Raw genomic sequence first — 25,200 nt, 5'->3', positions numbered from 1 at the left:
ACTACCCCGCGTCGATCAGGTCCCCGGAACGATGCGCCAGACCTCGCCCTGACCGGGCGAGCCGTTGCCGTAGTCGACGATGTACAGCTCGCCGCGCGCGTCCTCGCCGAACGAGCTGACGCCGCCGATGCTCGGCGGGCCCGGCGGATCGAGCGTCGCGGTGCGATCCTGGAGATTGGTCGCGAGGCCGCCCGCGTATTCGAAGGTGCGGATGAAGGCGGCGCAGATGTCGGAGTAGAAGTACGTGCCGCGCAGATCTGGGAGCGCGCAGCCGCGATAGACGTAGCCGCCCGTCACCGAGCAGCCCTGCGTGTGGTCGTAGGTCAGCACCGGGAACGTGAAGCCGGTCGGCGGGCTCGGGCACGAGGTCGCGGGCGGCGTCGGCTCGAAGCAGGCGTTGCCCTCGAAGACGTCCCAGCCGTAGTTCTCGCCGCCGGCGCTCGACGCGGGCGTGACGTTCACCTCCTCGATCGCGCCCTGGCCGACGTCGGCGATGTAGAGGTCGCCGGTGGCGCGGTCGAAGCTGAAGCGCCACGGGTTGCGCAGGCCGAGCGCCCAGATCTCGTCGCGCGGCGCGCCCGGTCCGACGAACGGGTTCGACGGCGGGATCGCGTACGGCGACACGGAGACGTCGAGGCGCAGCATCTTGCCGAGCAGCTGGGTCGGATCCTGTGCGCGCTCGTTCGGGTCGCCGCCGGAGCCGCCGTCGCCCATGCCGACGTAGAGGTAGCCGTCCGGCCCGAACTGGAGCTGGCCGCCGTTGTGGTTCGCGAAGTCCTGGTCGATGGCGATGACCAGCGTGCCGGTCGGGCTCGCCACGTCGGGATCGCCGCTGACGGTGAAGCGGCGGACCTCGGTGTTCCCGGCGTTGTTCGTGTAGTTCACGAAGAAGACGCCGTTGCTCTCGTAGTCGGGATGGAACGCGAGGCTCAGGAGCCCGCGCTCGCCGCAGCACGACACGGCGGCGGCGAGGTCGAGGAACGGCGCCGGCAGCAGGACGCCGTTCTTCACGATGCGCACGAGGCCGTCCTGCTCGACGATGAAGAGCCGGCTCGGATCGAGCGGCGGCGCGGTGACGAAGACCGGGCGCGTGAGGCCGCCCGTCACGAGCTGGCTGTCGATGCCGGTGCCCGGGGTGCTGGGCACGCCCGCGCAGAGCGCCGACGTGTTCTCGAGCTGGCACGTCGCCGAGCAGCCGTCGCCCGGCGCGCTGCCGCCGTCGTCGCACTCCTCGGGCGCCTCGGCGACGCCGTCGCCGCACACGGGCCCGGCGGGCGGCGTACAGCTCGCCGGCGCGGGCGCGCCCTTCGCCTTCACGAGGCCCGCCTGGTTACGCTGGAACGTCGTGAAGCGGGCGCAGTACACGTCGTCGCCGACGGTGAGCCGCAGCGCGATCGGGCCCTGCGCCTGCGTGACCGCGTAGCTCCAGTCGCTGCCGCCGCCGCTCAGCGCGATCGTGCCGCCGCTCGCGCCGGGCTTCAGCGTCAGCGTCTTCACGCCGTCGGCACGCAGGCGGTCGGTGAACTTGTAGCCCTTCGCGCCGGCGGGCTTGCCGAGCCCCCGCCAGAGCGCGGCGGGCAGGGTGATCGGACCGGCGGCACCGTCACCGGGATTGGCACCTTCGACCTCGAGCGTCGCACCGACCTGCGTCGGATCGTCGCCGGAGGCGGGATCGATCGCCGCATCCTTCGCGGCCTTGAACTTGACGGCGCGTCCCTTGACGTTGGCCGGATCCTTCAGCGTCAGCGCGTCGCCCGCGAGCGGACGTTCGGCGGCGGAGGCGAGCACGGGCACGAGCAGGACGAGCGCGAGCAGAACGGTGCGCATGGCCGGGCTCTAGCACGCGCGGGTCGAGCGTCAACGTCGTTTCTGCGCACGATCCGCGGCCGGTTTGAGCGCACCCCGCACAGGCGCTAGCGAGACGCGGTGCAGAACGCCGTGCAGGAGGCGACGGAGCTCGGCCATGCGCTCGAGCGCCTCGACGGGCGGCCCTATCCGGCCTATCGCGACGTCGCCCGACGGAGCTGGGCGCTCGGCGACGCGACCCTCGTCGTCGAGCACGTCCAGGCCGATGCGTTCGCGCCGCCGAGCCGCCTGCGCGTCGACGTCCCCGCCCGCGTGCTCGACCTGCCGGCGTGGGCCACGGCGACGGCCGACGCGCGCCGCGCCGCCGCCGACCGCTCCACCGGCTGCTGGCGGACGCGATCGGGCGCGGCGGGCGCGGCGATCTCGGCATGGCGCCGCCCGGCCCCGAGGTGCTGGAGCGCAGCGCCGTCGTCGTCGCCGCCGACGGTGCGCCTGTCGTACGCGCGACCGCCGGGCTGCCGGCGGCGGGCCGGCGCATCCGCGGCCGGGCGGCCGCGACGCTGCTGGCGCGGCGCTGCCCGCCGCGCTGCGCGCCGTGCTCGCGCCCGCCGCGCTCGATCGCGCCGCCCTGCGGGCCCACGTCGCCTGCGTCGAGGACCAGGTCGCGCTGCGCGCGGCGCTGGCGACGCACGGGCTGGTCGCCTTCCTCGCCGACGGCAGCGTCCTGCCGCGGGCGAGCGGCGTCGACCCGGCGCCGCTCGTATGCCGTGCCGCTGCGCGCGCCCGACGCGCTCGCGGTGACGCTCACCGCGCCGCATGCCGGCAGGCTGCGCGGGCTCGGCATCCGCGCGGGCGTCACGCTCATCGTCGGCGGCGGCTACCACGGCAAGTCGACGCTGCTGGATGCCGTCACCCATGCCGTCTACGACCATGCCCCCGGCGACGGCCGCGAGCGCTGCGTCGCGCGCGACACCGCCGTGCACGTGCGCGCCGAGGACGGGCGCGCGGTGCGCGGCGTCGACCTGCGCCCCTTCATCGCGACGCTGCCGCTCGGCCGCACCACGGCGCGCTTCGACACCGACGACGCCTCGGGCAGCACGTCGCAGGCGGCGGCGATCGTCGAGGCGCTCGAGGCGGGCGCCTCGGCGCTGCTCGTCGACGAGGACACGGCGGCCACGAACTTCATGATCCGCGACGCGCGCATGCGCCGCCTGGTCCCCGACGAGCCGATCACGCCGCTGCTCGATCGCGCGCGGCAGCTGCACGACGAGCGCGGCGTCTCCTCGGTGCTCGTCGTCGGCGGCGCCGGCGACTGGCTCGACGTCGCCGACACGGTGATCCGCATGCACGACTACGTGCCCGGCGACGCCACCGCCGACGCCCGCGCCGTCGCCGCCGCCCTGCCCCCGGCGACGCCGCGCCGCGGCCCCGGGGCCTGGCGGTGGGCGGGCCGCCGCGCCGCGCCGCGCCGGCGGCCGGCCGCGCGTGCGCGCCGCCGGCACGCACGCGATCGCGTTCGGCGACGACGCGATCGACGTCGCGCTGCTCGCGCAGCTCGTCGACCCGGCGCAATGCCGCTTCGTCGGCGACGCGCTCGCCCGCCTCGCCGCGGAGCTGGCGGACGGCCGGCAGAGCGTCGCCGACCTGCTCGACACGCTCGACGCACGCCTCGACGCCGAGGGCCTCGCGGCCGTCGTCGCGCCGACCTTCGGCGACCGCGCCCGCGCCCGGCGCTTCGAGATCGCGGCGGCGCTGAATCGCCTGCGCGCGCTGCGCCTGCGCGTCTAGCCGCGGCCGCGGGCCGACGCCGCGCCTGGACACCCGGGCGACGCCTCGGTTACGAGCCAAGACGCATGGGGTGCGTCAGGCAGCGTGCCGCGGTGCGCCCGTGACCACGTGGCTCCTGCGCGCCGTCGCCGTGGCGGCGGTCGTATGGATCGTTGCGACGCGCATCGTCCGCGAGCCGGCCCCGCCCCCGCCGGCCCCCGCGATCGCGGCGGTCCCCGCACCGCCGCCGCGCACGCGCCATCTGCTGCCCGACGGGCGCCCGCGCCACACGAACCGGCTCGCGCGCGAGTCGAGCCCCTATCTCCAGCAGCACGCGCACAACCCCGTCGACTGGTACCCCTGGGGGCCCGAGGCGTTCGCGCGCGCCGCCGCCGAGAACAAGCCGATCCTGCTCAGCATCGGCTACTCGACCTGCCACTGGTGCCACGTGATGGCCGAGGAGTCGTTCGACGACGAAGGCGTCGCCGCGTTCCTGAACGCGCACTACGTCGCCGTGAAGGTCGACCGCGAGGAGCGGCCCGACGTCGACGCGATCTACATGGCGGCGGTGATGTCGATGGGCGAGTCGGGCGGCTGGCCGCTGACGGTCTGGCTGACGCCCGATCGGCGCCCGTTCTACGGCGGCGGCTACTACCCGCCCGCGACCCAGGGCCGCCGGCCCGGCTTCCTCCAGGTGCTCCAGCGCCTCGAAGCCGCGTGGCGCGAGCAGCCGGGGACGATCGACGCCGCCGCGGCCGACGTCGTGCAGCGTCTCACGACGCAGCTCGCGCCCGCCGCCGGCGACGTGGCGCCCGACCCCGAGATGCTGCGCCGGGCCGTCGCCGTGCTGCAGGGCCGTTTCGACGCCGCGCACGGCGGCTTCGACCGCCGCCCGAAGTTCCCGCGTCCGCTGCTGCTCGACGTCCTGCTGCGCTGGCACCGCCGCACCGCCGACCCCGAGGCGCTCGCGATGGTGACGCGGAGCCTCGAGGCGATGGCGGCCGGCGGCCTCCACGACCAGGTGGGCGGCGGCTTCCACCGCTACGCCCCTGACGCCGGCTGGCGCGTGCCGCACTTCGAGAAGATGCTGGTCGACAACGCCCTGCTCGCGCGGCTGTACCTCGACGCCGCCGAGGTGACCGGCCGCGACGACTTCGCGGCGACCGGCCGCGACGTCCTCGACTGGATGCTGCGCGAGATGGCCGACCCCGCGGGCGGCTTCCACGCCGCGATCGACGCCGACAGCGACGGCGGCGAGGGACGCGCCTACACCTGGACCGCCGGCGAGGTGACGGCCGCGGTGGGTCCCGACCTCGCGCCGCTCGCGCTCGCGTACTTCGGCGTCGGCGCCGCCGGCGCGGAGGTCGACGGCCGCAGCGTGCTCCACGTCGTCGCCCCGCTCGCGGCCGTCGCCGCGCAGCTCGGCCTCGCTCCCGGCGACGCCGCCGCCCGGCGCGAGGCCGTCCGCGACCGCCTGCGCGCGGCCCGCGACACCCGCCCGCGCCCCCACGTCGACCGCAAGGTGATCGCGGGATGGAACGCGCTCGCCGTGTCGGCGCTGGTGCGCGGCGCACAGGTGCTGCGCGATCCGCGCTACATGGTGGCGGCGACGCGCACGGGCGCGTTGCTCGCCGAGCGGCTCCGGGTCGGCGACCGACTCGCGCGCAGCGCGCTGGGCGGAGTCGCGAGCGGCCGGGCGGTGCTGGAGGACCAGGCCGCCGCCGCCGGCGCCTTCCTCGACCTCGCCGAGCTGACCGGCGATCCGCGCTGGCTCGCGCGTGCGGTTGCGCATCAGGAGGAGCTCGACGCGCGTTTCGCCGACGCCGAGCGCGGCGGCTGGTTTCGCACCCCGGCCGACGGCGAGGCGCTGCTCGTGCGCGAGAAGCCCGACTGGGACGGCGCCGAGCCCTCGGGCAGCGCGCTGGCGCTGCGCAACGCACAGCGGCTGCACCTCCTCACGTCCGAGCCGCGCTGGCAGGCGAGCGCCGCGCGGGCGCTGCGGGCGTTCGGGCCCGCACTGCGCGAGAACCCGGACCACCTCGCCGCCATGCTGGCCGCCGTCGACTTCGCACTCGACGCGCCGAAGGAGATCGTCGTCGTTGCGCCGCCCGGGGGCGACCCGGCGCCGCTCGCGGAGGTCGCCCAGCGCGCCTTCGTGCCGAACCGCGCCCTCGTCGTCACGCGCGAGGGCGACGACCTCGCCGCGGTGGCCGCGCTGGTACCCTGGGTCGCGGGCAAGACCGCGCGCGACGGCGTCGCCACGGCCTACGTCTGCGAGCGGCAGGTCTGCCGGCAGCCGACGAACGACCCCGCCGAGCTGGCGGCCGAGCTCGCACGGGCGGCGCCGTTGCCGGAGGGCTGATCGCCGCCCCGCTCAGGGCGCACGGCACCCCACAGGCGCGCGGCTTGCTCATGGCTCCATGCGCCGCGCTCTCCGCTGCCTGGTCCTCGCGGGATTCTGCTGCACGTCTGCCCGGGTAGACGCCGTCGCCCCGAGCTTTCCGGGCGTCACCGGGGCGACGGTCACGTTCACGGAGGGCGAGGTGCCGATCCCGGACAACGCCTCGGTGGTCGCCGTCCTGAACGTCGACCTGCCGGGCCGGATCATCGACGTGGACGTGACCCTGTCCATCGCCCACGACACACCCGACCAGCTCGACGTCTACCTCGTCTCGCCGTCGGGAACGACGGTCACCCTCACCACCGACAACGGCCAGGGCAACGACGACGTCTTCCAGGGCGTGACCTTCGACGATCAGGCCCCACCGCGCGACCGCGGTACGCCCGAGAGCCCCGACCCGAACGCCAACGTGGCCGCCCACGTGCGCAACGTGACCTACGAGGACGGCGTGCCGATCGGCCGCGTGCAGCCCGAGGGCGCGCTCGCGGCGATGGTCGGCGACCCCGCGAAGGGCCCCTGGGCGCTGGTCGTCGTCGACGACTCGGGCGGCACGACCGGCGTGCTCGAGTCGTGGTCGATGGCGATCAGCACGCTGTCCGCCCTGCCCTCCGCCACGACGGCGAGCTTCGACGGGCCCGGCGCCGAGATCCCCGACGGCTCGCCGAAGGACGCCATCAACTCGCCGGTCACCGTCGCCGGCTTGGGCCGGCGCGTGCTCGACGCCGACGTCACGGTGCGCATCGCCCATCCGCGGTCCGGTCAGCTCGACGTCTTCCTCACCTCGCCGAGCGGCACGCGCATCGAGCTCGTCACCAACGTCGGCGGCAACGCCAGGGACCTGTATCTCGGCACGGTCTTCGACGACTCGGCGCCGCTGCCCGTGAGCGACATGCCGCTCCCCGAGGTGGACGGCGATCCCTTCGTCGCCGTCGTGCCCGAGGGCGCGCTGGGCGCGTTCCTCGGCGAGGACCCGAACGGCAACTGGGTGCTGACCGTGGGCGACCGCGCTTTCGGCAACGTCGGCGAGCTGCTCGGCTGGACGCTCACCCTGACCGCGACCGCCGGCTGCGGCGACGGGGTGGTGGACCCGGGCGAGGAATGCGACGACGGCAACGGCACCAACGGCGACGGCTGCGACGTCGACTGCACGATCAGCCGCTGCGGCAACGGGCAGGTGGGCGGCGACGAGCAGTGCGACGACGGCAACGTCCTCGACGGCGACGCGTGCTCGAGCACCTGCCAGCTCCCCGAGACCGCCTGCGACGACTGCGTGGACAACGACGGCGACGGCCTCGTCGACATGGCCGACCCCGGCTGCGGCGCCGCGCCGCTCGACCTGAAGCGCGTGACGCTGGTCGAGCGCAAGGGCGCGACCGGCCTCGTCGTGAAGGCGGCCGGCGTCGCCGCGGGCGCGGGCGCGGGGCCGCTCCAGCTGCTGATCGCCGACGGCAACGGCGTCGTCGCCTGCGCCGTCGTCGGCGACGCCCGGGTGCGCGGCAAGAAGGTGACGGCCAAGGGCGTCTTCGCGGGCGGATCGATCGCGGCGATCCTCACCGGCAAGCGCGGCGGCACTCTCGCCCTCAAAGGCAAAGGCCTCCGGCTCGACGCCCTCGACGACCCCGCGCTGACGGTGGGTTTGCGCGTCGGCGGCGCGGCGTTCGTCGGCCGCGGCACGCTGCGCGCGAAGGGCTCCCGGCGGACGCTGCCGTAGGCGGCGCCGCGGCGCGTGCCGCAGGGCCGTGGGGCATATCGGTTGCATCCTCGTCGACCCAGCATGCAGGGCAGCGGCACCATCGGGACGGGTCCGGCCGCGCGCCAGGTTCACCAGGCGCGGGGCCTCGTGCCCCACCGCCATGGGGAGGCGCACACGCCCTGCCACGGGGTTGGATCATGCGGATGACCTGGGTGGGACGTCACGATCTCGGCGGCCGGCGGGCAGCGCGCCGCGCGGCGGGCGCGCTCGTGCTGGCGGCGGGCCTTTTGGGGGTAGGACGCGCGGCCGCGGCCGACGTCACGGCGTCGTGGGACGGCATGCTGGCGGCGAAGAGGGGCCCGCAGGGCATCGTCGCCGCGAGCTTCGTGCAGACGGGGACCAGCGTCATCGGCACCGTCGCCATGAACCTCGACGACGGCTCGGCCTCGGGGCTCTTCCCCGTCGTCGGCACGCAGAGGGGCAGCAAGCTGAAGCTCTCGGGCGTCGACGCCGCCGCCGGCGCCAAGCTCACCTGGAAGGGCAAGGTCGTCGGCGACACGCTCGTCGGCAAGGGCCGCGTGAAGGGCGGCCTTTTGACCATGAACGGCAAGCTGCCGATGGCGAAGCGTCACGACGTGCCGCCGGCCGATCCGCCGGAGCACTGCGAGAGCGAGTTCTTCACCGGCCAGGTGATGGGCCGCGTGCTGTCGATCTGCAGCGCCTGCCACATGCAGGGCGGCGCCGCGCAGGCGACCAGCTTCCGCGTCACCATGAGCGATCCGCTCGCGACCCAGGACAGCGTCGCGCTGCACGTGGACTTCGCCAATCCCCCCGCCTCGCGCATCCTCCAGAAGCCGCTCGGCGCCCTGCCCCACGGCGGCGGCGTGCGGCTCGTCGCCGGCAGCGAGGAGTACGGCATCCTCGAGCAGTGGGTGAACCTCGTCGCCGGCGGCCGGCAGTGCGGCGGCGGCCCCGCCGACGCGCCGATGCTGCCGATGGCCTCGTGGGAGCTCGCCGTGCGCGCCGCCATGGACCTCATGGGCAAGCGTCCGACGCCCGCCCAGCTCGACCAGATCGAGGCGAACCCCGACGTGTACCCGGCGCTCGTCGACCAGTGGCTGCACACGCCGGAGTTCCTCGCCCGGGTGAAGGACACGTACGACGACGCGCTCCTCGTGCGGCGCGAGGACTTCAACGACGAGCGCCGCGACGAGACCGACGCGATCTACGGCGAGGCGCTCGAGCTGATCGGGTACATCGTCGACAACGACCGGCCGTTCACCGAGATCGGCACGGCGGACTACACGGTCGCGAACGCCATGTTCCAGCGCAATCGGCGCCGGATGCCGTACGCGATGGAGCCCGTGGCCGGCGACGCCTGGCGGCCGACGCACTACACCGACGGCCGCCCGCACGCGGGCCTCCTGTCGACGAGCGCGTTCTACGAGGTCTGGGACACCAACAACACGAACAAGAACCGGCGGCGCGCGAACCGCTGGTCGATCGTGTTCCACTGCTACAACTTCCTCGACACGCCGGTCGACGTCACCCGCGACGTCGACAACAACGACGCGGGCGCGGTGCTGAGCGCCGTCACGACGCGGGCCGACTGCAAGGGCTGCCACGACCGCCTCGACCCGATGGCGTCGTTCCTCTTTCCGACCGACAACGCCTCCGGCCTCGAGGACGGCAACGGGACGAGCTTCCGCACCGACTTCTTCAGCGCCAACCCCGAGCGCTGGCGCACGGCGAACCTCAGGCCGCCGGCGGTCTACGGCAAGCCGGGGACCGACCTCCAGGACCTCGGCCGGCTCCTCGTCGGACATCCGCGCTTCGCCGAGTGCCAGACGCGGCGCGCGTTCGAGATGCTCTTCCAGCGCAAACCGCAGTCGAACCGCGAGCTCGGCCTCGTGCAGAGCATCGCCCAGGCGTGGCGGACCCAGGACGGGCACGACTTCCGCAAGCTCGTGAAGCGCTGGATGACGTCGAACGCGTACACCGAGCGGCCGTCGAACGACGATCCCGCCTGGGTGCGGCGCGCGTCGCCCGAGCGGCTCGAGTCGCTCGTCGCCGACGTCGCCGGCTTCACCTGGACGCGCAATCCCGACGACGATCAGGACGACAACAACCCCGACTCGGACCCGCCGCGCACCGAGCCCGTGCCGCTGCTCACCACCGAGGAGCGCGCCTTCAAGGTCATCCTCGGCGGCATCAACGGCACCTCGGTGACCGGCCGCGCGACCAACCTCAACGCCTCGGTCCTGATGGTCACCCGCAAGCTCGCGGCGCTGGCGGCCAGCGCCGCGGTCGAAGACGAGCTCGCGCTGCCCGACGCGCAGCGCCGTCTGCTCGCGGGCGTCGCCGGCGACGAGGATCCGGCCGCCGACGAGGCCGCGATCCGCGCCGTGCTCTCGCGCCTGGCGCGGCGGATGTACGGCGTCCACTGGGCGCCCGACTCGCCGCACGTGGATCGCCTGGTGAACCTCTACGGCGCGCTCTGGAACGATCGCACGCAGGCGGGCGACGGCGCCGGGCAGGTGCCCGGCGAGCCGGGCGTCCGGGCCTGGCGCGGCGTTCTCGTCGCCATGCTGCGCTCGCCGCGGCTCATCACCTACTGACCCCGAAACCTCGCGGAGGGCTGAATCATGCGGACGACGTGGAATGCGGACTACTCTCGGCGCGCGGTGCTGAAGCTCGGGGTCGCCGGCGCGGCGCTGCTCGCCTGCCCCGGCCCGCTGCTGCGGCGGCGGGCGTTCGCGCAGAGCGCGACGCCCCACTTCATGGTGATGATGTTCGCCGACGGCGGCTGGGACCCCACGCAGACGCTCGACGTGCACGACCCGCTCGACATGACCGACGGCGTCGACGTCGACGTCCCCTTCGAGATCTCGGGCCTGCCGGCATCGCAGATCGCGACCGCGGGACCGCTCACCTACGTGTCGAACCCGACGACGCGGCCGGCGGTCGACGCGTTCTTCCAGGCCTGGGCCGGCCGCACGGCGATCGTCAACGGCGTCAACACGCGCTCGACGGCGCACGACCAGAGCCGCCAGCTCGTGCTGACCGGCTACCTCGACGCCACCCGCGCGGACTTCGCGGTGGTCGCCGCGCGCCACAACGGCTCCGACCTGCCGCTGCCGCACCTGCTCCTCGGCGGGCAGAGCTTCGGCGGCCAGTTCGCCGGCCTCTCCGGCCGTCTCGGCGGGCAGATGAGCCAGGCCATCGCCTACAACCGCATCCGCGACAACCGGCTCGCGGTCTCGGCGATCGGCGAAGCCTACGTGCAGCAGGCGCTCGAATGGGAGCGCATGCTCGACGAAGGCGCACCGGCGGACTTCGTCGCCGGCAAGGCGGCGCAGTTCCACGACGCCAACGGCCGCGCCGACAAGCTCGCGCGCCTCGCCACCTCGCTCAACATCAACATGGGCAACGGCCAGCTGCTCGCGCAGTCGCTCGCCAACGCCTTCCAGAGCGGCCTCACGACGAGCGTCTCGCTGCAGCCGAGCGGCGGCTTCGACACGCACAACGACAACACCCAGCAGAACGCGCGCTGGAACCAGGTGTTCACGTTCCTGAAGGACTTCGCCGACGAGCTGGCGGCGACGCCCGGCGTCGGCGGCGGCACGATGCTCGACCAGACCACGATCGTGTACTGCTCCGAGTTCGCGCGCACGCCGATGCTGAACGGCGACAACGGCAAGGACCACCATCCGTTCACCTCGATGCTGGTCGTCGGCAAGGGCGTCGCGCCCGGGGTCTACGGCCGCACCGACCGCCAGCAGCAGGGCGTGAAGATCGACCTCGCCACCGGCCAGCCGCGCACCAACGGCCAGCTGCTCGACGTGACCAACATGGTCGCGGGCCTCGTCACCCTCGCCGGCGCCAACGCCAACGATTACCTGCCGACGGTGACGCCCTTCACCGGCTTCATCGCCTGACCCGCGATGCGCGTCTCGACCCGCTCCGTGCGGCGCCGCGGCGCCGCCCTCCTCGCCGCGGCCCTCGTCTGCGCACTCGGCACTCCGCCCGCCGTGCGCGCCACCCTGGACGAGCCCGGGTTCCGTGCCGTGGCGGTCGCCCTGGCGCGCAACCCGATCTCGGCGATCGCGGTCGCGCCCGACGGCCGTCTCTTCGCCGCCGTCCAGGCGCTCGAGCAGACGAGCGGGGACGTGCCGGGCACGGCCGAGATCCGCGTCTACACGGCCTACGCCGAGAACGACGGCTCGGTGCTCGACGAGGGCACGGTGTGGGCGACGGTCGAGACCGTGCGCGCCACCAACAACGAGGAGGGTCTGCTCGGCATGGCCCTGGCGCCGGACTTCGCGACCTCGAAGCTGGTCTACGTCTACCTCACCACGACCGACGAGGAGGTGAACCAGCACGTGCGCGTCTATCGCGAGAACGCGGCGGGCACGGGCGAGTACCTCGGCACGGTGAAGCGCACGCTCGAGCCGCCGGACGAGTCGTCACAGCGCAACGGCGGGCCGCTCGGCTTCGGCGTCGACGGCTGCCTCTACCTCGGGGTCGGCGACAACGGCGGCGGCAGCCGCTGGAACGCCCAGCTGCTCACCGGCACGAATCCGCTCACGGGCGGCGAGAACGCGCAGTTCTGCACCGACGTCTGCCAGGGCCCGAAGCAGTACCCGGCGCGCACGATCGACGACGCCGACGGCCGCCAGAACCACGCGGGCAAGATCCTGCGCATGGCCGTCGAGGGCGCGTCGCCGGCGCAGCCCGGCCCCGGCGCGGTCCCGTTCGGGGCACAGCCGTTCGCCTTCGGAACCGGGCTGCGCAATCCCGGTGCGCTCCACGCGCACCCGCTCACGGGCCAGCTCTGGTTCGCCGACCGCGGCGACTCGCAGGAGTCGGAGATCGGCATCGCGCCGCGCGCCGGCAACCACGGCTGGCCGTGCCTCGAGGGCACCCGCATCAATACCGGCGCGGCCAGCTGCCTCGGCGGCAGCACCGTCGACGCGGTCTACGCGCAGCACCCCGACTGGCAGCGACCGGTGCTGACGCACGCGAACGGCGCGTCGCCGCCGACCGCCGTCGGCTCCTACACCGGGCTCGGCTACCCGGCCGAGTTCTACGGCGACGTCTTCTACCTGCTGCGCGACAGCGCCCGCATCTACCGCGTCGACCTGGAGCCGCCCTGCTTTCTCCCCGCTTCGACGGGCCTCGAGCCGCTCGTCTTCCACGACTCGAACAGCGACGGCGACTTCCGCGCCGTCTACGACATCGACGACGACGGCGACTTCGACAACCCGAGCTTCACGAACCTGACCGCGATCGCGCAGGGCCCGAGCCCGTTCGGCGCCGCCGTGCTCTACGTCGCCGGCAAGCAGAACAACGGCAACGACTTCACCGCCGACAGCGCCATCTTCCGCATCGAGTACGCCACCGCCTTCACGCCCTACGCCGGCCCCGCCGGCCGCGTCGCCGACGCCTGCTTCGCCGGCCTGGAGAATCCGTTCGCGCGCACGGCCTGCCTCGCACCCGGCGGGCCCTGCCCCGGCCAAGCCGACGGCACGCCGTGCGACGACGGCGACGTCTGCAACGGCACGGAGACCTGCCGGGGCGGCATCTGCCAGGCCGCGAGCACGCCGGCCGCGGACGGCACGTCGTGCAGCTCGCCCACCCAGTGCCGGAGCGACGGCGTCTGCCAGAGCGGCCGCTGCGCGGCAGGCCCGCCGCTGCCGAACGGTACGCCGTGCCCCGACGCCGATCCGTGCAACGGTCTCGAGACCTGCGTCGACGCCGTCTGCCAGCCGGGGGCGGGCCCGGCGCCGCTCGGCGGCGTGCAGCTCAGCGTCAAGGCCAAGGGCCAGGTGACGCTCGCCGGCTCGTTCGCCCCCGCTCCGGCGATCGCGCCGTCGACCACCGACGCGGTCACGCTCGAGCTCATGGCCGGTGCCGACGCCGTGCACCGCAGCGAGCTCGCGCACCCGGCGAGCGACCCGCGGTGGCGGGTGAAGAAGGGCGGCTTCCGCTACAAGGACGGCCGCGGCAACGCCGGCGGCCTCACGCTGCTCCAGCTGAAGCCGAAGGGCACGGGCATGGTGCTGAAGGCCAAGGCACGCGGCAGCGCCGTCACCGGCGCGACCGGCGTGAGCGCGAAGCTGATCGTGGGCGACCAGTGCTTCGTCTCGGCACTCGGCTGCGCGACGAAGGGGCGCACGCTGCGCTGCGCCCCGTGAGGCGCCGCGACCTGCACGACCGGCTGCCGCGGGAGGGGCCGGGGTGGCCCCTCCCGCGGCGCGGCTCACGGGTTCAGCCTCAGGTCGGCCACGATCGTCGTGGCGCCCGGACCCGGGAGGTTCGCACCGACGTTCAGCAGGGCGCTGGTCGACGACGGGATGCAGAAGATGGACGCGAAGCGTCCCTGTGCGGTCGTCCCGATCGGCAGCAGGGAGCCGGACGGCGCGCCGCTCAGATTGACCTGCCGGCAGGTGTTGCCGCCGAGGAAGCAGCCGCGCTGCCCCGCACCCTGCCCCGGGCAGAAGAGGCCGCCGTTCGGATCGAGCCGCGTCTCGGTGCGCGTGCCGGTGGTGAGCGGCGACAGGTTCACCGCCAGATTGCCGGCGAACTGCGTCGCCTGACCGGTGCCCGGATCGACCTCGCCGTTGAGCGGCTGGCAGTCGCGCGAGAGGCCCTGCGGGTTCGAGCTGATGCACGCCATGTTCTTGCGCGCCCCACGGTCGCAGGTACCGGGCTGAGGGGCGAACGCGCCGCCCGGCACGGCGGTCACGCAGATCGGACACGGCTGCGTGTTGTTGCCGGTGACGTAGGTCGCCGACTGGAGGTTGAAGCCGAGGTTGGTCGTCACGCCCGTCGAGACGTCGAGCGTGCCCGACACCGGCGTCGCGAACGTGTTGATCACGCACGACGAGGTGCCGAAGTTCGGGATCGCGACCGGCGAGCCGAAGAAGCAGCCCGTGTTCGTGCACTCGATGCTGTTGCTCGGGCCCGTCTGCGCCAGCGTCGGGCCGAGCGTGCAGCTGTTGCCCGTGCAGCCGGTGATGGCGATGCGGTTCACGACCCCGCTCGGGTTGGTGCTCGCCGTGACCGTGGCGTTGCCGCCGCCGATGTAGAGCTTGTTGCACTCGAGGTCGCTCAGCACCGTGAGGTCGTTGCGGCGGCGGTCGCCGCAGAGGCCGGTGCCCGTCGCCGCGATGAAGTCGAGCGAGGTCGGATTGGCCGGCGGCGCCGTGGTGCTGGTCGTGGACGTCGTCGAGGTGGTGGTGGAGGTGGTGGCGACGGTCGTGGTGGTGGTCGCCGGCACCGTGCTGGTGGTCGTGGTCGCCGGGCCGACCGTGGTGGTCGTGGACGACGGCGCGAGGTCGTCGACGATCGCCTGCACGCACGCGTCGATCAGGCTCTCGACGCTGGCGGCGTTCCCGAGCGTCTCGCAGTCGGCCGGGTTCTTGGCCTCGAGCTTCGCGAAGCAGCCGGTGGTCGGGTGCTCGAACTTCGCGACCACCTTGTCGACGCAGCCCGCGGCGTTCGGGTCGTTCGGCTTCCCGGGCGTCTGCGCCTTGGCGTAGCACTTGAGGAGGCCGCCGACCTTCTTCGACATGCAGCTCTTCTTGCCGGCGTTGCACTTGCTCTGCGTGGTCGGCGGCGGATCGACCGCCGCGACGAGCTGATCGACGCAGGCGTCGACCGCCGCTTCGAGCGCGGCGGTGTCGTCGAAGGTGACGCAGTCGTTGGGCGTCTTGCCCTCGAGCTTCTCGAAGCATCCCTTCGCGGGCGTGGCGCCGCCGTCGAACTTCGCCTTGGCCTTGGTCACGCAGTCCTTCGCGTTCGGATCGGTCGGCTTGCCCGGCGTCTCCGCGAGCTGGTGACACTTCAGCAGGCCCTTGAACTTGTTCGCGACGCATTTCGTCTTGCCGGCGACGCACTTGCCCTGCGGCTGCGCACTGGCAGCCACGGGCAGAAGCAGTGCCGCGGCGACGACGATCCATCGAGCGGTCCGTGCCATGGACTTTCCCCCCTGGTGTTGTGACCCTGAGGGCCCCGCTAGCACGGTTCCCAGGGGACGCGAAGTCCTTTCTTCCGCGGCCGGCCGCCGCACCGTACCGGACGAAGCGCACGACCCTCGGCGCACCGACATCGAGGCCGTGAGCCGCCTGCGCACCTCGGGCCGCGGCCGCCGGCCGGCTCGGCTCTCCCCGGCTTTTCGGCTAATCCGGAGGGCGATGCGGCACCTTCCGGCGGCCGGCCTCGTCCTCCTCTGCGCTGGCGTCGCGCTCGCCGACGGCCCGGCGCTGCGCTTCCTGCGCGACGACGCCGAGGTGCGCCGGGTCGACCTCGCGGCCCTGCGCGCCGGCTGCGGCGAGACGGTGATCACGATCGACGACCCCTACGCCGGCGGCACGCGGCGCTACGCCGCCTGCCCGCTGCCCGCCGTCCTCGAGCTCGGCTTCGGCGCGCCGCTGGCGTCGCTCGCGGGGCAGGACGTCGTCTTCCGCGCGCTCGACGGCTACACCCGCCCGGCATCGCCCGAGCGGCTCGCCGAGCCCGGCGGCTGGATCGCGTTCGCCGACGCGGACCGCTCCGCCGGCTTCGCGCCCCTCGGCACGATCGACCCGGCGCCGTTCTACGTCGTCTGGAGCGGGCCGGCGCAGAAGGATCCGCACGTCTATCCATGGCCGTACCAGCTCGACGCCGTGGAGGTGACCGATCTCGCGCGCCGCTGGCCGCACACCGTGCCGACCGGCCTCCCGCCCGACGGCCCCGCGTTCGCGGGGTTCCGTCTCTTCCGCAGCGACTGCATCGCCTGCCACGCCATGAACCGCGAGGGCGGCACGCTCGGTCCCGACCTGAACGTCCCGCAGAGCATCGTCGAGTACCGGCCGATCCCGCAGCTGAGGACGTACATCCGCGACCCCGAGTCGTTCCGCTACGGCAAGATGCCCGCGCACCCGGACCTCACCGACGCCGACCTCGACGCCCTGATCGCCTACTTCGAGGCCATGAAGACACGGAAGCACGACCCGCGGAGGCAGCCGTGAGCGCCCCTGCCGTCGCCGGCGCGCTGCTGCGCACGCACATGGCCCCGCTCGACACGGTGCACGGCCCGTTCGACGCGCACTGCTTCCACGACCTCACCTCGGGCCAGCCCGCGGTGGCCGTCGTGCGCGGCGATCCGCGCGGCGACGCGCCGCTGCTCGCGCGCGTCCACTCCTCCTGCATCACCAGCGAGGCGTATGGCGCGTGCGACTGCGACTGCGCCGAGCAGCTCGACGCGGCGCTGGCGCACATCGCCGCCGAGGGCCGCGGCATCCTCTTCTACCTGACGCAGGAGGGCCGCGGCGCCGGCTTCGCCGCGAAGGCCCGCGACCGCATGCTGGTGCAGGCGAGCGGCAACCGGCTGACGACGTTCGAGGCCTACGACCGGCTCGGGCTGGCACACGACCAGCGCCGCTACGACGACGTCGGGCTGGCGGCGACGCTCGTCGGCGCGACGGCGCCGCTCGTGCTGCTGACGAACAACCCCGAGAAGCTCGCATCGCTGCGCCAGGCCGGCGTCGCCGTCGCGGGCCACGCACCGCTCGCGATCGCGGCGCAGCCGTACAGTCGACATTACCTCGACGCGAAGAGCCGCTCGGGACACGTGCTCGACGCCGGCGCCGGCGCCAACGCCGAGCTGCCCGAGCCCGTCACTGCCGAGGCGCCGCGCGCCGTCGGGGCCGGCTGCCTGCGTCTCGCCTCGTACCTCCTGCCGATCCGCACGCCGCGGCCGGCGTGGTTCCGGCTGCATCTCTACTTCGACCTCGTGCGGCGGCGGGAGCGCGTGGTGCTCACGCACGGCGATCCCGCGCACGCCGAGCCGCTGCTCCACGTGCACCACGAGCGGCTCTTCGAGCGCTTTCCGCTGCGCGCGCCGGAGAGCCGGCGGCGCTGGCAGGAGGCGGCGGCGGCCATGGTCGCGCACGGCACCGGCGTCACGCTCGTCGTCGAGGGCGACCGCGAGCCGGACGCGACCGCGCTCGGGCTGCTCGCCTCGCACGTGCCGGGCGGCCGGGCGCAGCCGGTCAGGCACGCCGGCGGGCCAGCGTCACCGGCCGACTCATGACGCGCGCGGACTCGCGCTCAGCGCGCCGGTCGCCTGCGGCGACCACGTCGGGACGCGCCGAAGGGGCCTGCGCCTGCTCGCGGCTCGCGCCGCGGCGCTGCCGGCGCGCTGCGCGCGACCCGGCGGCGCCGTGGCCCATGCTCGACCTCGGCGCCGCCCCCGTACGCCGCGTGGTCGCGACCGGCATCGGCAGCTCCGAGGCCCACGCGCGCCTGCTCGCACACTGCTGCTGGACGTACGGCGACCTGCCCGCTCGCGTGGTGCCGCTCGACGCCGTGCCCGCCGGCCGGCCCGACGACGTGCTGGTCGTCTTCTCGCAGGGCCCGTCGGCGAACGCGCGCCTGGCGCTGGCGGGCGCGGAGCGCTGGCGCCGCGTGCTCCTCGTCACCGCGGCGCGGCGCGCCGAAGCGCTGGCGCCCTTCACCGGCGCCGGCGCGCGCGTCGTGCCGATGGCGGGCGAGGACGAGTTCGGCACGCTCGTGCGCCTGACGGGGCCGCTCGTGGGCTACGCCGCAGCGCTGCGACTCGCGCGCGCGCTCGGTGCCGGCGTGCCGTTCGACGCGGACGCAGCCGTCGCGGCCGTCGCGGGCGCCGGCGCCGCCGTCGCGGGCGTCGATCCGCACCGGCTCGACGGCCCGCTCACCTTCGTCGCGGCGGGCGGCTACGCGGCGGTCGCGACGAATCTCGCCTACAAGGTGATGGAGGCGCTCCTGCGGCCGCTGCCGCCGGTGTTCGACCTGCTGCACGTCGCGCACGGGCCTTTCCAGCAGGCGTTCGCCGGGCCCGTGACGTTCGTCGCGCTGACGCGCGACGACGCGCCCGACGAGGCCGCGCTGCTCGCGCGCCTCGAGGGCATGCTCGATCCGGCGCGCCATCGTCTGCTGCGCCTGCACGCGCCGCTCGCCGGTCCGCAGGCGATCCTCGCCCACGAGGCGCAGCTCGACGCCCTCGTCCTGCGCGCGCTCGCGGACGCCGACGTCGACCAGGTCGCGTGGCCGGGCAAGGGCCGCGACGGGCCGCTCTACGACCTCGACGCGCGCCCGCTCGCCCGCCGCCTGGACCGTCTCACCTGGCCCGAGGTCGCGGCGCTGGCGGCGTCGGGCGACGCGACCGCGTTCGTGCCGCTCGGCTCCATCGAGCAGCACGGGCCGCATCTGCCGCTCGCCACCGACGCCTGGATCGGCGACGCGCTCGCCGCGCGCCTGTGCGCCGCGATCCCCGAGGCCACGGCGCTGCCGACGCTGCGGCTCGGCTGCGCGTCGGAGCACCTCGGCTTTCCCGGCACGCTGCACGTGACGCCGGCGACGCTGGCGGCGGTGCTGGGCGACGTGCTGCGCGCGCTCGCCCGCCACGGCTTCGCGCGCGCCTTCCTCTTCTCGGCCCACGGCGGCAACGTCGCCGTGCTGCGCGACCTGCTGCCCGGTCTGCGCCGCGCCGCCGCGCCGATGCCGGTCGACGCGTTCGTCGATCTCGCCGCCGTCACCGGCACGCTGCACGCAGCCGCGCGGGCCGAGGGCGTCGCGCCCGCCGCCGGCGGCCACCACGCCGGCGAGATCGAGACCTCGATCCTGCTCGCGCTGCGCGCCGGCGACGTGCGCACGGCGGCGCTGGCGCCGGGCCTCGTGACCGACACCGCCGATCCGCAGGCCCTCTTCTACCCCGACCTGCGCCGGCACGCGCCGGACGGCGTCGTCGGCGATCCGCGGGGCGCCGACGCGGCCCGCGGCGCGCGCTACCTCGCGGCGTGGACGGCGCTGCTGGAAGCGGCGTACCGCGGCGCGAAGAACAGCAGGAACGCCACCGGCACCCAGAACACGTAGTAGAGCTGGTTCGGGACCACGCGCAGCAGCCATCCGAGATCGACGCCCAGGAGGATCAGCACGTCCGCCTGCGCCCACAGCCCGTAGTAGAGCGCGACGTAGGCGAGCACGGCGCGCAGGTACGGCGCCGCCGGCGTCGGCTGCCGCGGCAGCCAGACGCCGCGCATCCACAGCGCCAGCCCGAGGAAGCAGAGCTCGTACAGCAGCCAGAGCGTCTGCGGGTGGAGCGGACCGAGCGTGCGGTCGAGCCCCCACCAGCCGCCGTAGCCGACGATCGGGACGAACGTCGTCCACAGCGCTGCCTTCGCCAGCGCCGGGCCGAGCAGCGTGTCGGGCCGCGCCACGCCGAACACGAGCAGGAAGACGCGGAAGTCGCCGAGCAGGACGAAGAGCAGCGCGGGCAGCCCGCCGAAGACGATCAGCGGCGGATCGAGGATCGTCTCGAGCGTGAAGACGAGCGCCCACGCGCGTACGAAGCCCGCCGCGCGCGGCTCGGCGCCGGGCGTGGCCGGCGGCGTGCCGAGCAGCATCCACGCGAGCCACAGCGCCGGCGGAACGCTGAGCAGCCACAGGCCCTGAAGCTCGCTGGCGTAGAACGACGCCCAGATCGACGACACGCGCGCCGGCTTCTAGCCGACGCGGGGGACGCCGGCCAGCGACGCGCTACTCGCCGCGCACGCAGGGGTTCGGCAGGCAGGTGCCCGGCTCGAGCGCGGTGGCCTCGTCGGCGCGCATCACCTCGGCGTCGCAACGATCGGCGGGCAGCATGCGGCAGCGTCCCTCCGTATCCCCGGCGCGGCGGAAGAGACAGCAGCGCGCGAGGTCGGGGCTGCCGCAGTTCGACAGACGGGCCTGGCGCACCAGGCTGCGGTACGTGCGGCGATCGACGGTGCCCAGGTCGCGGGCGGCGCGCGCCGCCGTGACGACGCAGCGGAAGTAGTGGTACCGCGACGGCCACTCCGTGCCCGCCGCGTCGGCGTCGCAGCCACAGACCTCGCAGCCGTCCGTGCCGACCAGGGCGCCCGTCCCGGTGTCCGGACATGCGTCCACCGCGTCGGCTATCCCGTCGGCGTCCGCAGCCTGCGCGCCGGCACGCGACGCGGGCGCGAGCAGCGTGAGCACGAGGGCCGCGGCGACGAGGAGTGGGCGCATCCGCGGAGCCTGGAGCACCCGGCGTGCCACCGCCGCAGCCGCGATTCCGCGCCTGCGGGCGCACGGCGGGCGACGCACGCGTGACGCCCCGTCATCCCCACACGGTCCCCGGCCCGCGCGCGCCTCCGGCGCGGCCGTGCGGGCCGGGACCATGAGGAAGGCCTCGCGGTCTGCGCGGGAAATGCATTGACCGGCCGCGGCGGTCGCGGCTACGCCTGGCTCCCGATGCGCCCCGTCGTGCTGCTGCTCGCCGTCGCCTTGGCCGGAATCGCCGGCGCCGCGCCCCGCCCCGCCGCCTGCCCCGACGGGCGCTTCCCGCTCGCCGCCGTGCAGCCGATCGGCCGCGCCGGCGGCCTCGAGACGCTCGTCTGGGACGGCCACACGCTCGCCGTCGATGACGTCTGTCCACCGGTGCGCGCGCGCGTGCGCGCCACGGCACGCGGGACGACGATCCGTGCGCGTTGGGCGTCGTGCCCGGGCCTCGGCGGCCGCGTGAAGCTGAAGGCGCGCATCGCCGCGCCGGCGTGCGACCTCCTGCGCGGAACGATCACCGTCGACCGCCGGCCACGCAAGCGGCGCTTCGCGGTGTCGCGCCGCGGCTTCGACTACGGCGTACCGCTCGACCCGACCAGCCCGTGGCCCAAGTTCCGCCGCACCGCCGAGCAGACCGGCCGCAGTCCGATCCGCCCGACGACGACCGGCGGCCATCTGTGGACGTTCCCGACCGGCAAGGGGATCTTCAGCACACCCGCCGTCGGCGGCGACGGCACGGTCTACGTCGGGTCCGCCGACCGCACCTTCTACGCACTCGACGCCGCCACCGGCAGGCCGAAGTGGCAGCACCTGACGGGCGAGATCATCGACTCGTCGGCGCTCCTCGACGACCGCGGCCGCGTCTACGTGGGCTCGGGCGACGGCATCCTCTACGCCTTCGACGCGCCCACCGGCGCGCCGGCCTGGCAGTTCGCCGCCGATCCCGCCTCGGCGACGGGCGCGTTCATCAACTGGTTCGAGGGCAACGTCGCCATCGGGACCGACGGCACGCTCTACGTCCCGAACGACAACTTCCTCACCTACGCCATCGACCGCGACACGCGCGCGGTGCGCTGGGCGTTCCGCACCGCCGACCAGACGTGGTCGCTGCCGGCGCTCGATCCCACGACCGGCCGGCTCTTCATGGGCAACAACATCCAGCTGCTCCTGCCGAACGTGTTCGCGATCGACGCGGCCACTGGCACGGCGCTGTGGAGCCATGGCGTGGGCGGTACCGTCGCCGCGAGCCCGATGGTGACACGCGACGGGAAGGTGATCGTCGGCGGCTACGACGGCTTCGTGCGCTGCTGGGACCAGGCGAGCGGCGTGCCCTGCTGGAGCTTCGGCGCGCGCGACCACATCTACGCCAGCCCGGCCGAGCTGCCCGACGGTACGATCGTGCAGCCGTCGGCCGACGGCAGCGTCTACGGGCTCGACCCCGACACGGGCACGGTGCGCTGGCAGTTCGACACCCGCGACGCGATCCGCTCCTCGCCTGCGGTCGACGGCGACGGCAACGTCTACGTCGGCTCGGGCGAGGGCCGCCTGTTCGTCCTCCATCCCGACGGCACGCTGCGCTGGTCGATGCAGCTCATCGACGGACCGCGCGACGATCTCAACGCCTCGCCCGCCCTCGGCCACGACGCCATCCTCATCGCCGGCGAGAGCGGCGAGGTGTTCAGCGTGCCGTACGACTGGTGCCTGCGCCCCGAGGCCGCCGGCGACGGGCGCTGCCGCACCGGCGGCGAGGACCTGCCCGACGACGGCGCCTTCCTCCTGTGGGCGACGCAGTTCGGCCGGCTCCTGCCCGCGCCGCCGGCGGCGATCGAAGCGAATCAGCCGCTCACGCTCGCGCTCCTCGTGCGCGCCGCGGGCGACACGATCCTCGCGCACGTCGACACGGCCAGCGTCGTGGTCACCACCGAGCCGCCGGCGCCCCTGCGCGCCGAGGTGTCGGGCGACCGCAAGTTCATCACGCTCATCCCCGAAGGCCGCCTCGCCGGTCCGGCCGGCGGGCCGCTGCACGTCCGCGTGCACGGCGACTACCTCGTGAATCCCGACCGCCAGGGCCTGCGCTTCACCGGGGGGTCGGTCGGCGGAGCGTTCGCGGCCGACCTCACGTTCGACGTCCGGCCCGCCGCCGACGGCGGCCCGCTGCCGCTGCCCGTACCGGCGGCACCCGGCGACCCGGCCGGCATCTTCGAGCTGTCGCGCCTCGCCGCGCCGCTGCCGACGATCCTGCCCTCGTACAACCAGATCGGCTTCGACTCGCTCCACTACCTCGTCGGGCTGGTGGAGAGCACGGCCGACGGCCAGGCGATCGCCTGGGTCGTCGGCGGCAGGCTCGCCGAGGGCGAGAACCGCGCCGTCGTCGACCCCGCGACGCGCGTCCTCTTCCCGCTCGAGCTGCGCCACGACGGCGGGCTCGTCACGATGGCGAACGACAGCGGCTTCGCCATCGAGTTCAACAACATCCGCATCCCGTTCGCGCTCTTCCGCATCGCCACGCGGCTCGACGCGCGCGGTGCGGCAGAGACCAGCCCGACCATCAACGCGCTGACGCCGTGCGCGGGCATCACGTTCTACGGGCCCTTCTTCCAACAGCTCGGCTTCTGCAACCCGCAGACCGATCTGCTGAACGTCTTCGGCGGTGCGGAGCTCGCGCCGTACGAGGGCGGCGTGCAGACGGCCCCAGCCGGCGTCGGCGCGGTGGCGTGGAGCGCGACGCCGACCGGCGTCACCGCGACCCTCACCGGCAGCGCGCTGCGCCCCGACACGCACGCGGTCGGCATCCTCCTCGTCGACGTCCTCACCGGAAAGGCGGTGACGCTCGACTACGGCTTCACGACCACCCGCAGCATCGCGCCGGACGGCACGCTCGCCGCGGTCCACCTCCCGTTCCCGGCCGACACCGTGCCGCACGACGTCCGGGCGTGGCTGATGGTCGACGCGTATCCGGCCGCGCGCACCACGCTCGCGGTGCCGTGAGCGCCGGCCGTCCCCCGATCCCGGCGCCCGGGAATCGGGGGACGGCACGGTCGGGACAGACCCTAGTCGAGCAGGCCCCGCACCGGATCGAGGAAGGCACGGCCCGGCGACCCGTACATCGTCGTCGTGGTCGTGCTGGACGTGGTCGTGGTGGTCGGCTCGAGCGTCGTGGTCGTGGTCTCGAGCGTGGTGGTCGTCGTCTCGACGGTCGTGGTCGTGGTTTCGACGGTCGTGGTCGTCGTCGAGGGCGCGACCGTGGTCGACGTGGTGCTCGACGTCGTCGTGGTCGACGGCGCGAGCGTCGAGGTCGTCGAGCTGCTGGTCGTGGTCGTGGTCGGCACCGTGCCGTCGTTCGACGGCACGCAGAACTCATGGCGATGCCCGCGCATGCGACCACTCTGCTCGCCGAACTGGTTGTCGAGGAAGACCGCGGGGCGGCCGATGCCGCCGCGGCCCTTCACGTCGAAGCACAGCAGGTGGTCGGGACGCTCCACGGCGCCCGCGTCCTCGCCGTTCTTGTCGGTCGGCGCGCACAGGGTGCGCGGCTTGCGTAGGTCGATCGTCGTGGTCTCGAACTGCGTCGTGATCGCGACCTGCTTCGCGCCGGCGAAGCGTGCGGTACCCCGCGACGGCTTCACGCGATGGCAGGTGAAGTGGTCGACGAACGCGCCGAGCGGCGACGGCGGACCGTCGAGGCTCTTGGCGGTGGGCACGAGCAGGGCGACGGGTTTGCCGACGTCGAGCATGAAGGTGCCGAACTCGTTCACCATCTTCTGCTCGCGCGTGGGCGTCTCGCCCTGCCGGGTCTTGAACGGGTAGCGGGTCAGATGCGCCGGGTCGGCCGCGGCGAGCGACGCACGGTCGTCGTCGCTCCCGACGTCGGCGGGCGCACAGACGTCCGACACCTTGCGAAGCGACACGTCGTAGCTGCCGAAGCGGTCGACGAGCTCGACGTCCGCGCCGCGGAAGCCGACGCGTGCGCCGTAGCATTGGAAGGCGTTCAGGGCTCCGTCACCTGCGGGACACGTACAGTCGGCCGCACAGGCCTGGAAGGCGCCGCCCGGGGAGCCGGCGGGACAGCTGATGCTGCCCGGCGGATCGCACGCCTCGGGCGGTTCGACGATGCCGTTGCCGCACGTCTGTGCCGCGGCGGGCCCGACGGCGGATGCCGCGACGAGCACGCACGCCGCAACGATGAAACGCGGATTCATGATTGGCCACCTCCTCCGTGTGATGGTCGGTCGGATGCGACGAGGTCGCGTCGAAATGGGACCGGGCACGCCACGGAGGCGGTCCGCGGATCGGAGGGGACGCATACCTGCTCCGCCGGCGGTCACCGAGCCACGGGCTCTGCCGGAGGTGCTGCTCGTCCATGCCGTCCATCGTCCCGCTCCCAGGCGCGACTCGACGCGTCCCAGGCTGCCGGTGCTGGACGGGGTGTCAACGTCCAAAGTTGGCTTGT

At 74.1% G+C, this 25,200-nt stretch carries 14 protein-coding genes and 1 pseudogene; 10 read left to right on the top strand and 5 right to left on the bottom strand.

All coding sequences use genetic code 11. From position 1 onward, the window contains the following. Positions 1–15: 15 nt before the first annotated feature. On the bottom strand, positions 16–1,827 hold the full coding sequence (locus tag KIT14_10215) for a PQQ-dependent sugar dehydrogenase (protein MCW5890915.1): 1,812 nt from the start codon (positions 1,825–1,827) through the stop codon (positions 16–18). Between the two features lie 111 nt (positions 1,828–1,938). Here KIT14_10215 and KIT14_10210 point away from each other — a divergent pair. The 6 genes and pseudogenes from KIT14_10210 (at position 1,939) to KIT14_10185 (ending at position 13,864) form a co-directional block, all read left to right on the top strand. After that, positions 1,939–3,594, top strand: a pseudogene (locus KIT14_10210) (ABC-ATPase domain-containing protein). A 100-nt stretch (positions 3,595–3,694) separates the two neighbouring features. Further along, positions 3,695–5,935 carry a thioredoxin domain-containing protein gene (locus KIT14_10205; protein ID MCW5890914.1) on the top strand — a complete coding sequence of 747 codons (2,241 nt, stop codon included), beginning with the start codon at positions 3,695–3,697 and terminating at the stop codon, positions 5,933–5,935. A gap of 58 nt (positions 5,936–5,993) precedes the next feature. After that, complete coding sequence (locus tag KIT14_10200; protein MCW5890913.1) at positions 5,994–7,685, top strand: proprotein convertase P-domain-containing protein; 1,692 nt, start codon at positions 5,994–5,996, stop codon at positions 7,683–7,685. Between the two features lie 179 nt (positions 7,686–7,864). Continuing rightward, on the top strand, positions 7,865–10,285 hold the full coding sequence (locus tag KIT14_10195; protein ID MCW5890912.1) for a hypothetical protein: 2,421 nt from the start codon (positions 7,865–7,867) through the stop codon (positions 10,283–10,285). Between the two features lie 27 nt (positions 10,286–10,312). Beyond that, positions 10,313–11,605 carry a DUF1501 domain-containing protein gene (locus tag KIT14_10190; GenBank protein ID MCW5890911.1) on the top strand — a complete coding sequence of 431 codons (1,293 nt, stop codon included), beginning with the start codon at positions 10,313–10,315 and terminating at the stop codon, positions 11,603–11,605. 27 nt (positions 11,606–11,632) lie between these two features. Beyond that, complete coding sequence (locus tag KIT14_10185) at positions 11,633–13,864, top strand: PQQ-dependent sugar dehydrogenase (protein MCW5890910.1); 2,232 nt, start codon at positions 11,633–11,635, stop codon at positions 13,862–13,864. Positions 13,865–13,929: 65 nt separating this feature from the next. Here the strand turns inward: KIT14_10185 and KIT14_10180 are convergent, their stop codons facing one another. Next, positions 13,930–15,648, bottom strand: coding sequence for a hypothetical protein (locus KIT14_10180; protein MCW5890909.1), 1,719 nt, complete (start codon positions 15,646–15,648; stop codon positions 13,930–13,932). A 217-nt stretch (positions 15,649–15,865) separates the two neighbouring features. Between KIT14_10180 and KIT14_10175 the strand changes: the two genes are divergently transcribed. From KIT14_10175 to KIT14_10165, 3 genes are all read left to right on the top strand, one after another. Further along, positions 15,866–16,681, top strand: coding sequence for a cytochrome c (locus KIT14_10175; protein MCW5890908.1), 816 nt, complete (start codon positions 15,866–15,868; stop codon positions 16,679–16,681). Beyond that, a complete protein-coding gene (locus KIT14_10170; protein ID MCW5890907.1) occupies positions 16,678–17,745 on the top strand; it encodes a GTP cyclohydrolase II in 1,068 nt (355 codons plus the stop codon). The genes KIT14_10175 and KIT14_10170 overlap by 4 nt, the downstream gene beginning before the upstream one ends. 137 nt (positions 17,746–17,882) lie before the next feature. Continuing rightward, positions 17,883–19,565, top strand: coding sequence for a creatininase family protein (locus tag KIT14_10165; GenBank protein ID MCW5890906.1), 1,683 nt, complete (start codon positions 17,883–17,885; stop codon positions 19,563–19,565). Here KIT14_10165 and KIT14_10160 read toward each other — a convergent pair. Together KIT14_10160 and KIT14_10155 are read right to left on the bottom strand one after the other, a co-directional pair. Continuing rightward, the gene (locus KIT14_10160; protein MCW5890905.1) at positions 19,478–20,182 is read right to left on the bottom strand and encodes a hypothetical protein; all 705 of its coding nucleotides are present in this window, start codon (positions 20,180–20,182) and stop codon (positions 19,478–19,480) included. The two genes, KIT14_10165 and KIT14_10160, sit on opposite strands and share 88 nt — an antisense overlap. 46 nt (positions 20,183–20,228) lie before the next feature. Beyond that, positions 20,229–20,717 (bottom strand): hypothetical protein, encoded by a 489-nt coding sequence (locus tag KIT14_10155; protein MCW5890904.1) that lies wholly within the window; start codon positions 20,715–20,717, stop codon positions 20,229–20,231. A gap of 225 nt (positions 20,718–20,942) precedes the next feature. Here KIT14_10155 and KIT14_10150 point away from each other — a divergent pair, with 225 nt between their 5' ends. Continuing rightward, entirely contained in the window at positions 20,943–23,738 is a 2,796-nt protein-coding gene (locus KIT14_10150; GenBank protein ID MCW5890903.1) for a PQQ-like beta-propeller repeat protein, read from the top strand. 62 nt (positions 23,739–23,800) lie between these two features. On the opposite strand, the gene KIT14_10145 is transcribed toward KIT14_10150, so the two are convergent. Further along, a complete protein-coding gene (locus KIT14_10145; GenBank protein ID MCW5890902.1) occupies positions 23,801–24,949 on the bottom strand; it encodes a hypothetical protein in 1,149 nt (382 codons plus the stop codon). Between the last annotated feature and the right edge of the window lie 251 nt (positions 24,950–25,200).

It is taken from the genome of bacterium, assembly GCA_026129405.1.
Classification (GTDB): Bacteria; Desulfobacterota; Binatia; order DP-6; family DP-6; genus JAHCID01.
The sequence above is the reverse complement of the archived record's forward strand: the minus strand, read 5'-3'. Positions and strand labels throughout refer to the sequence as shown.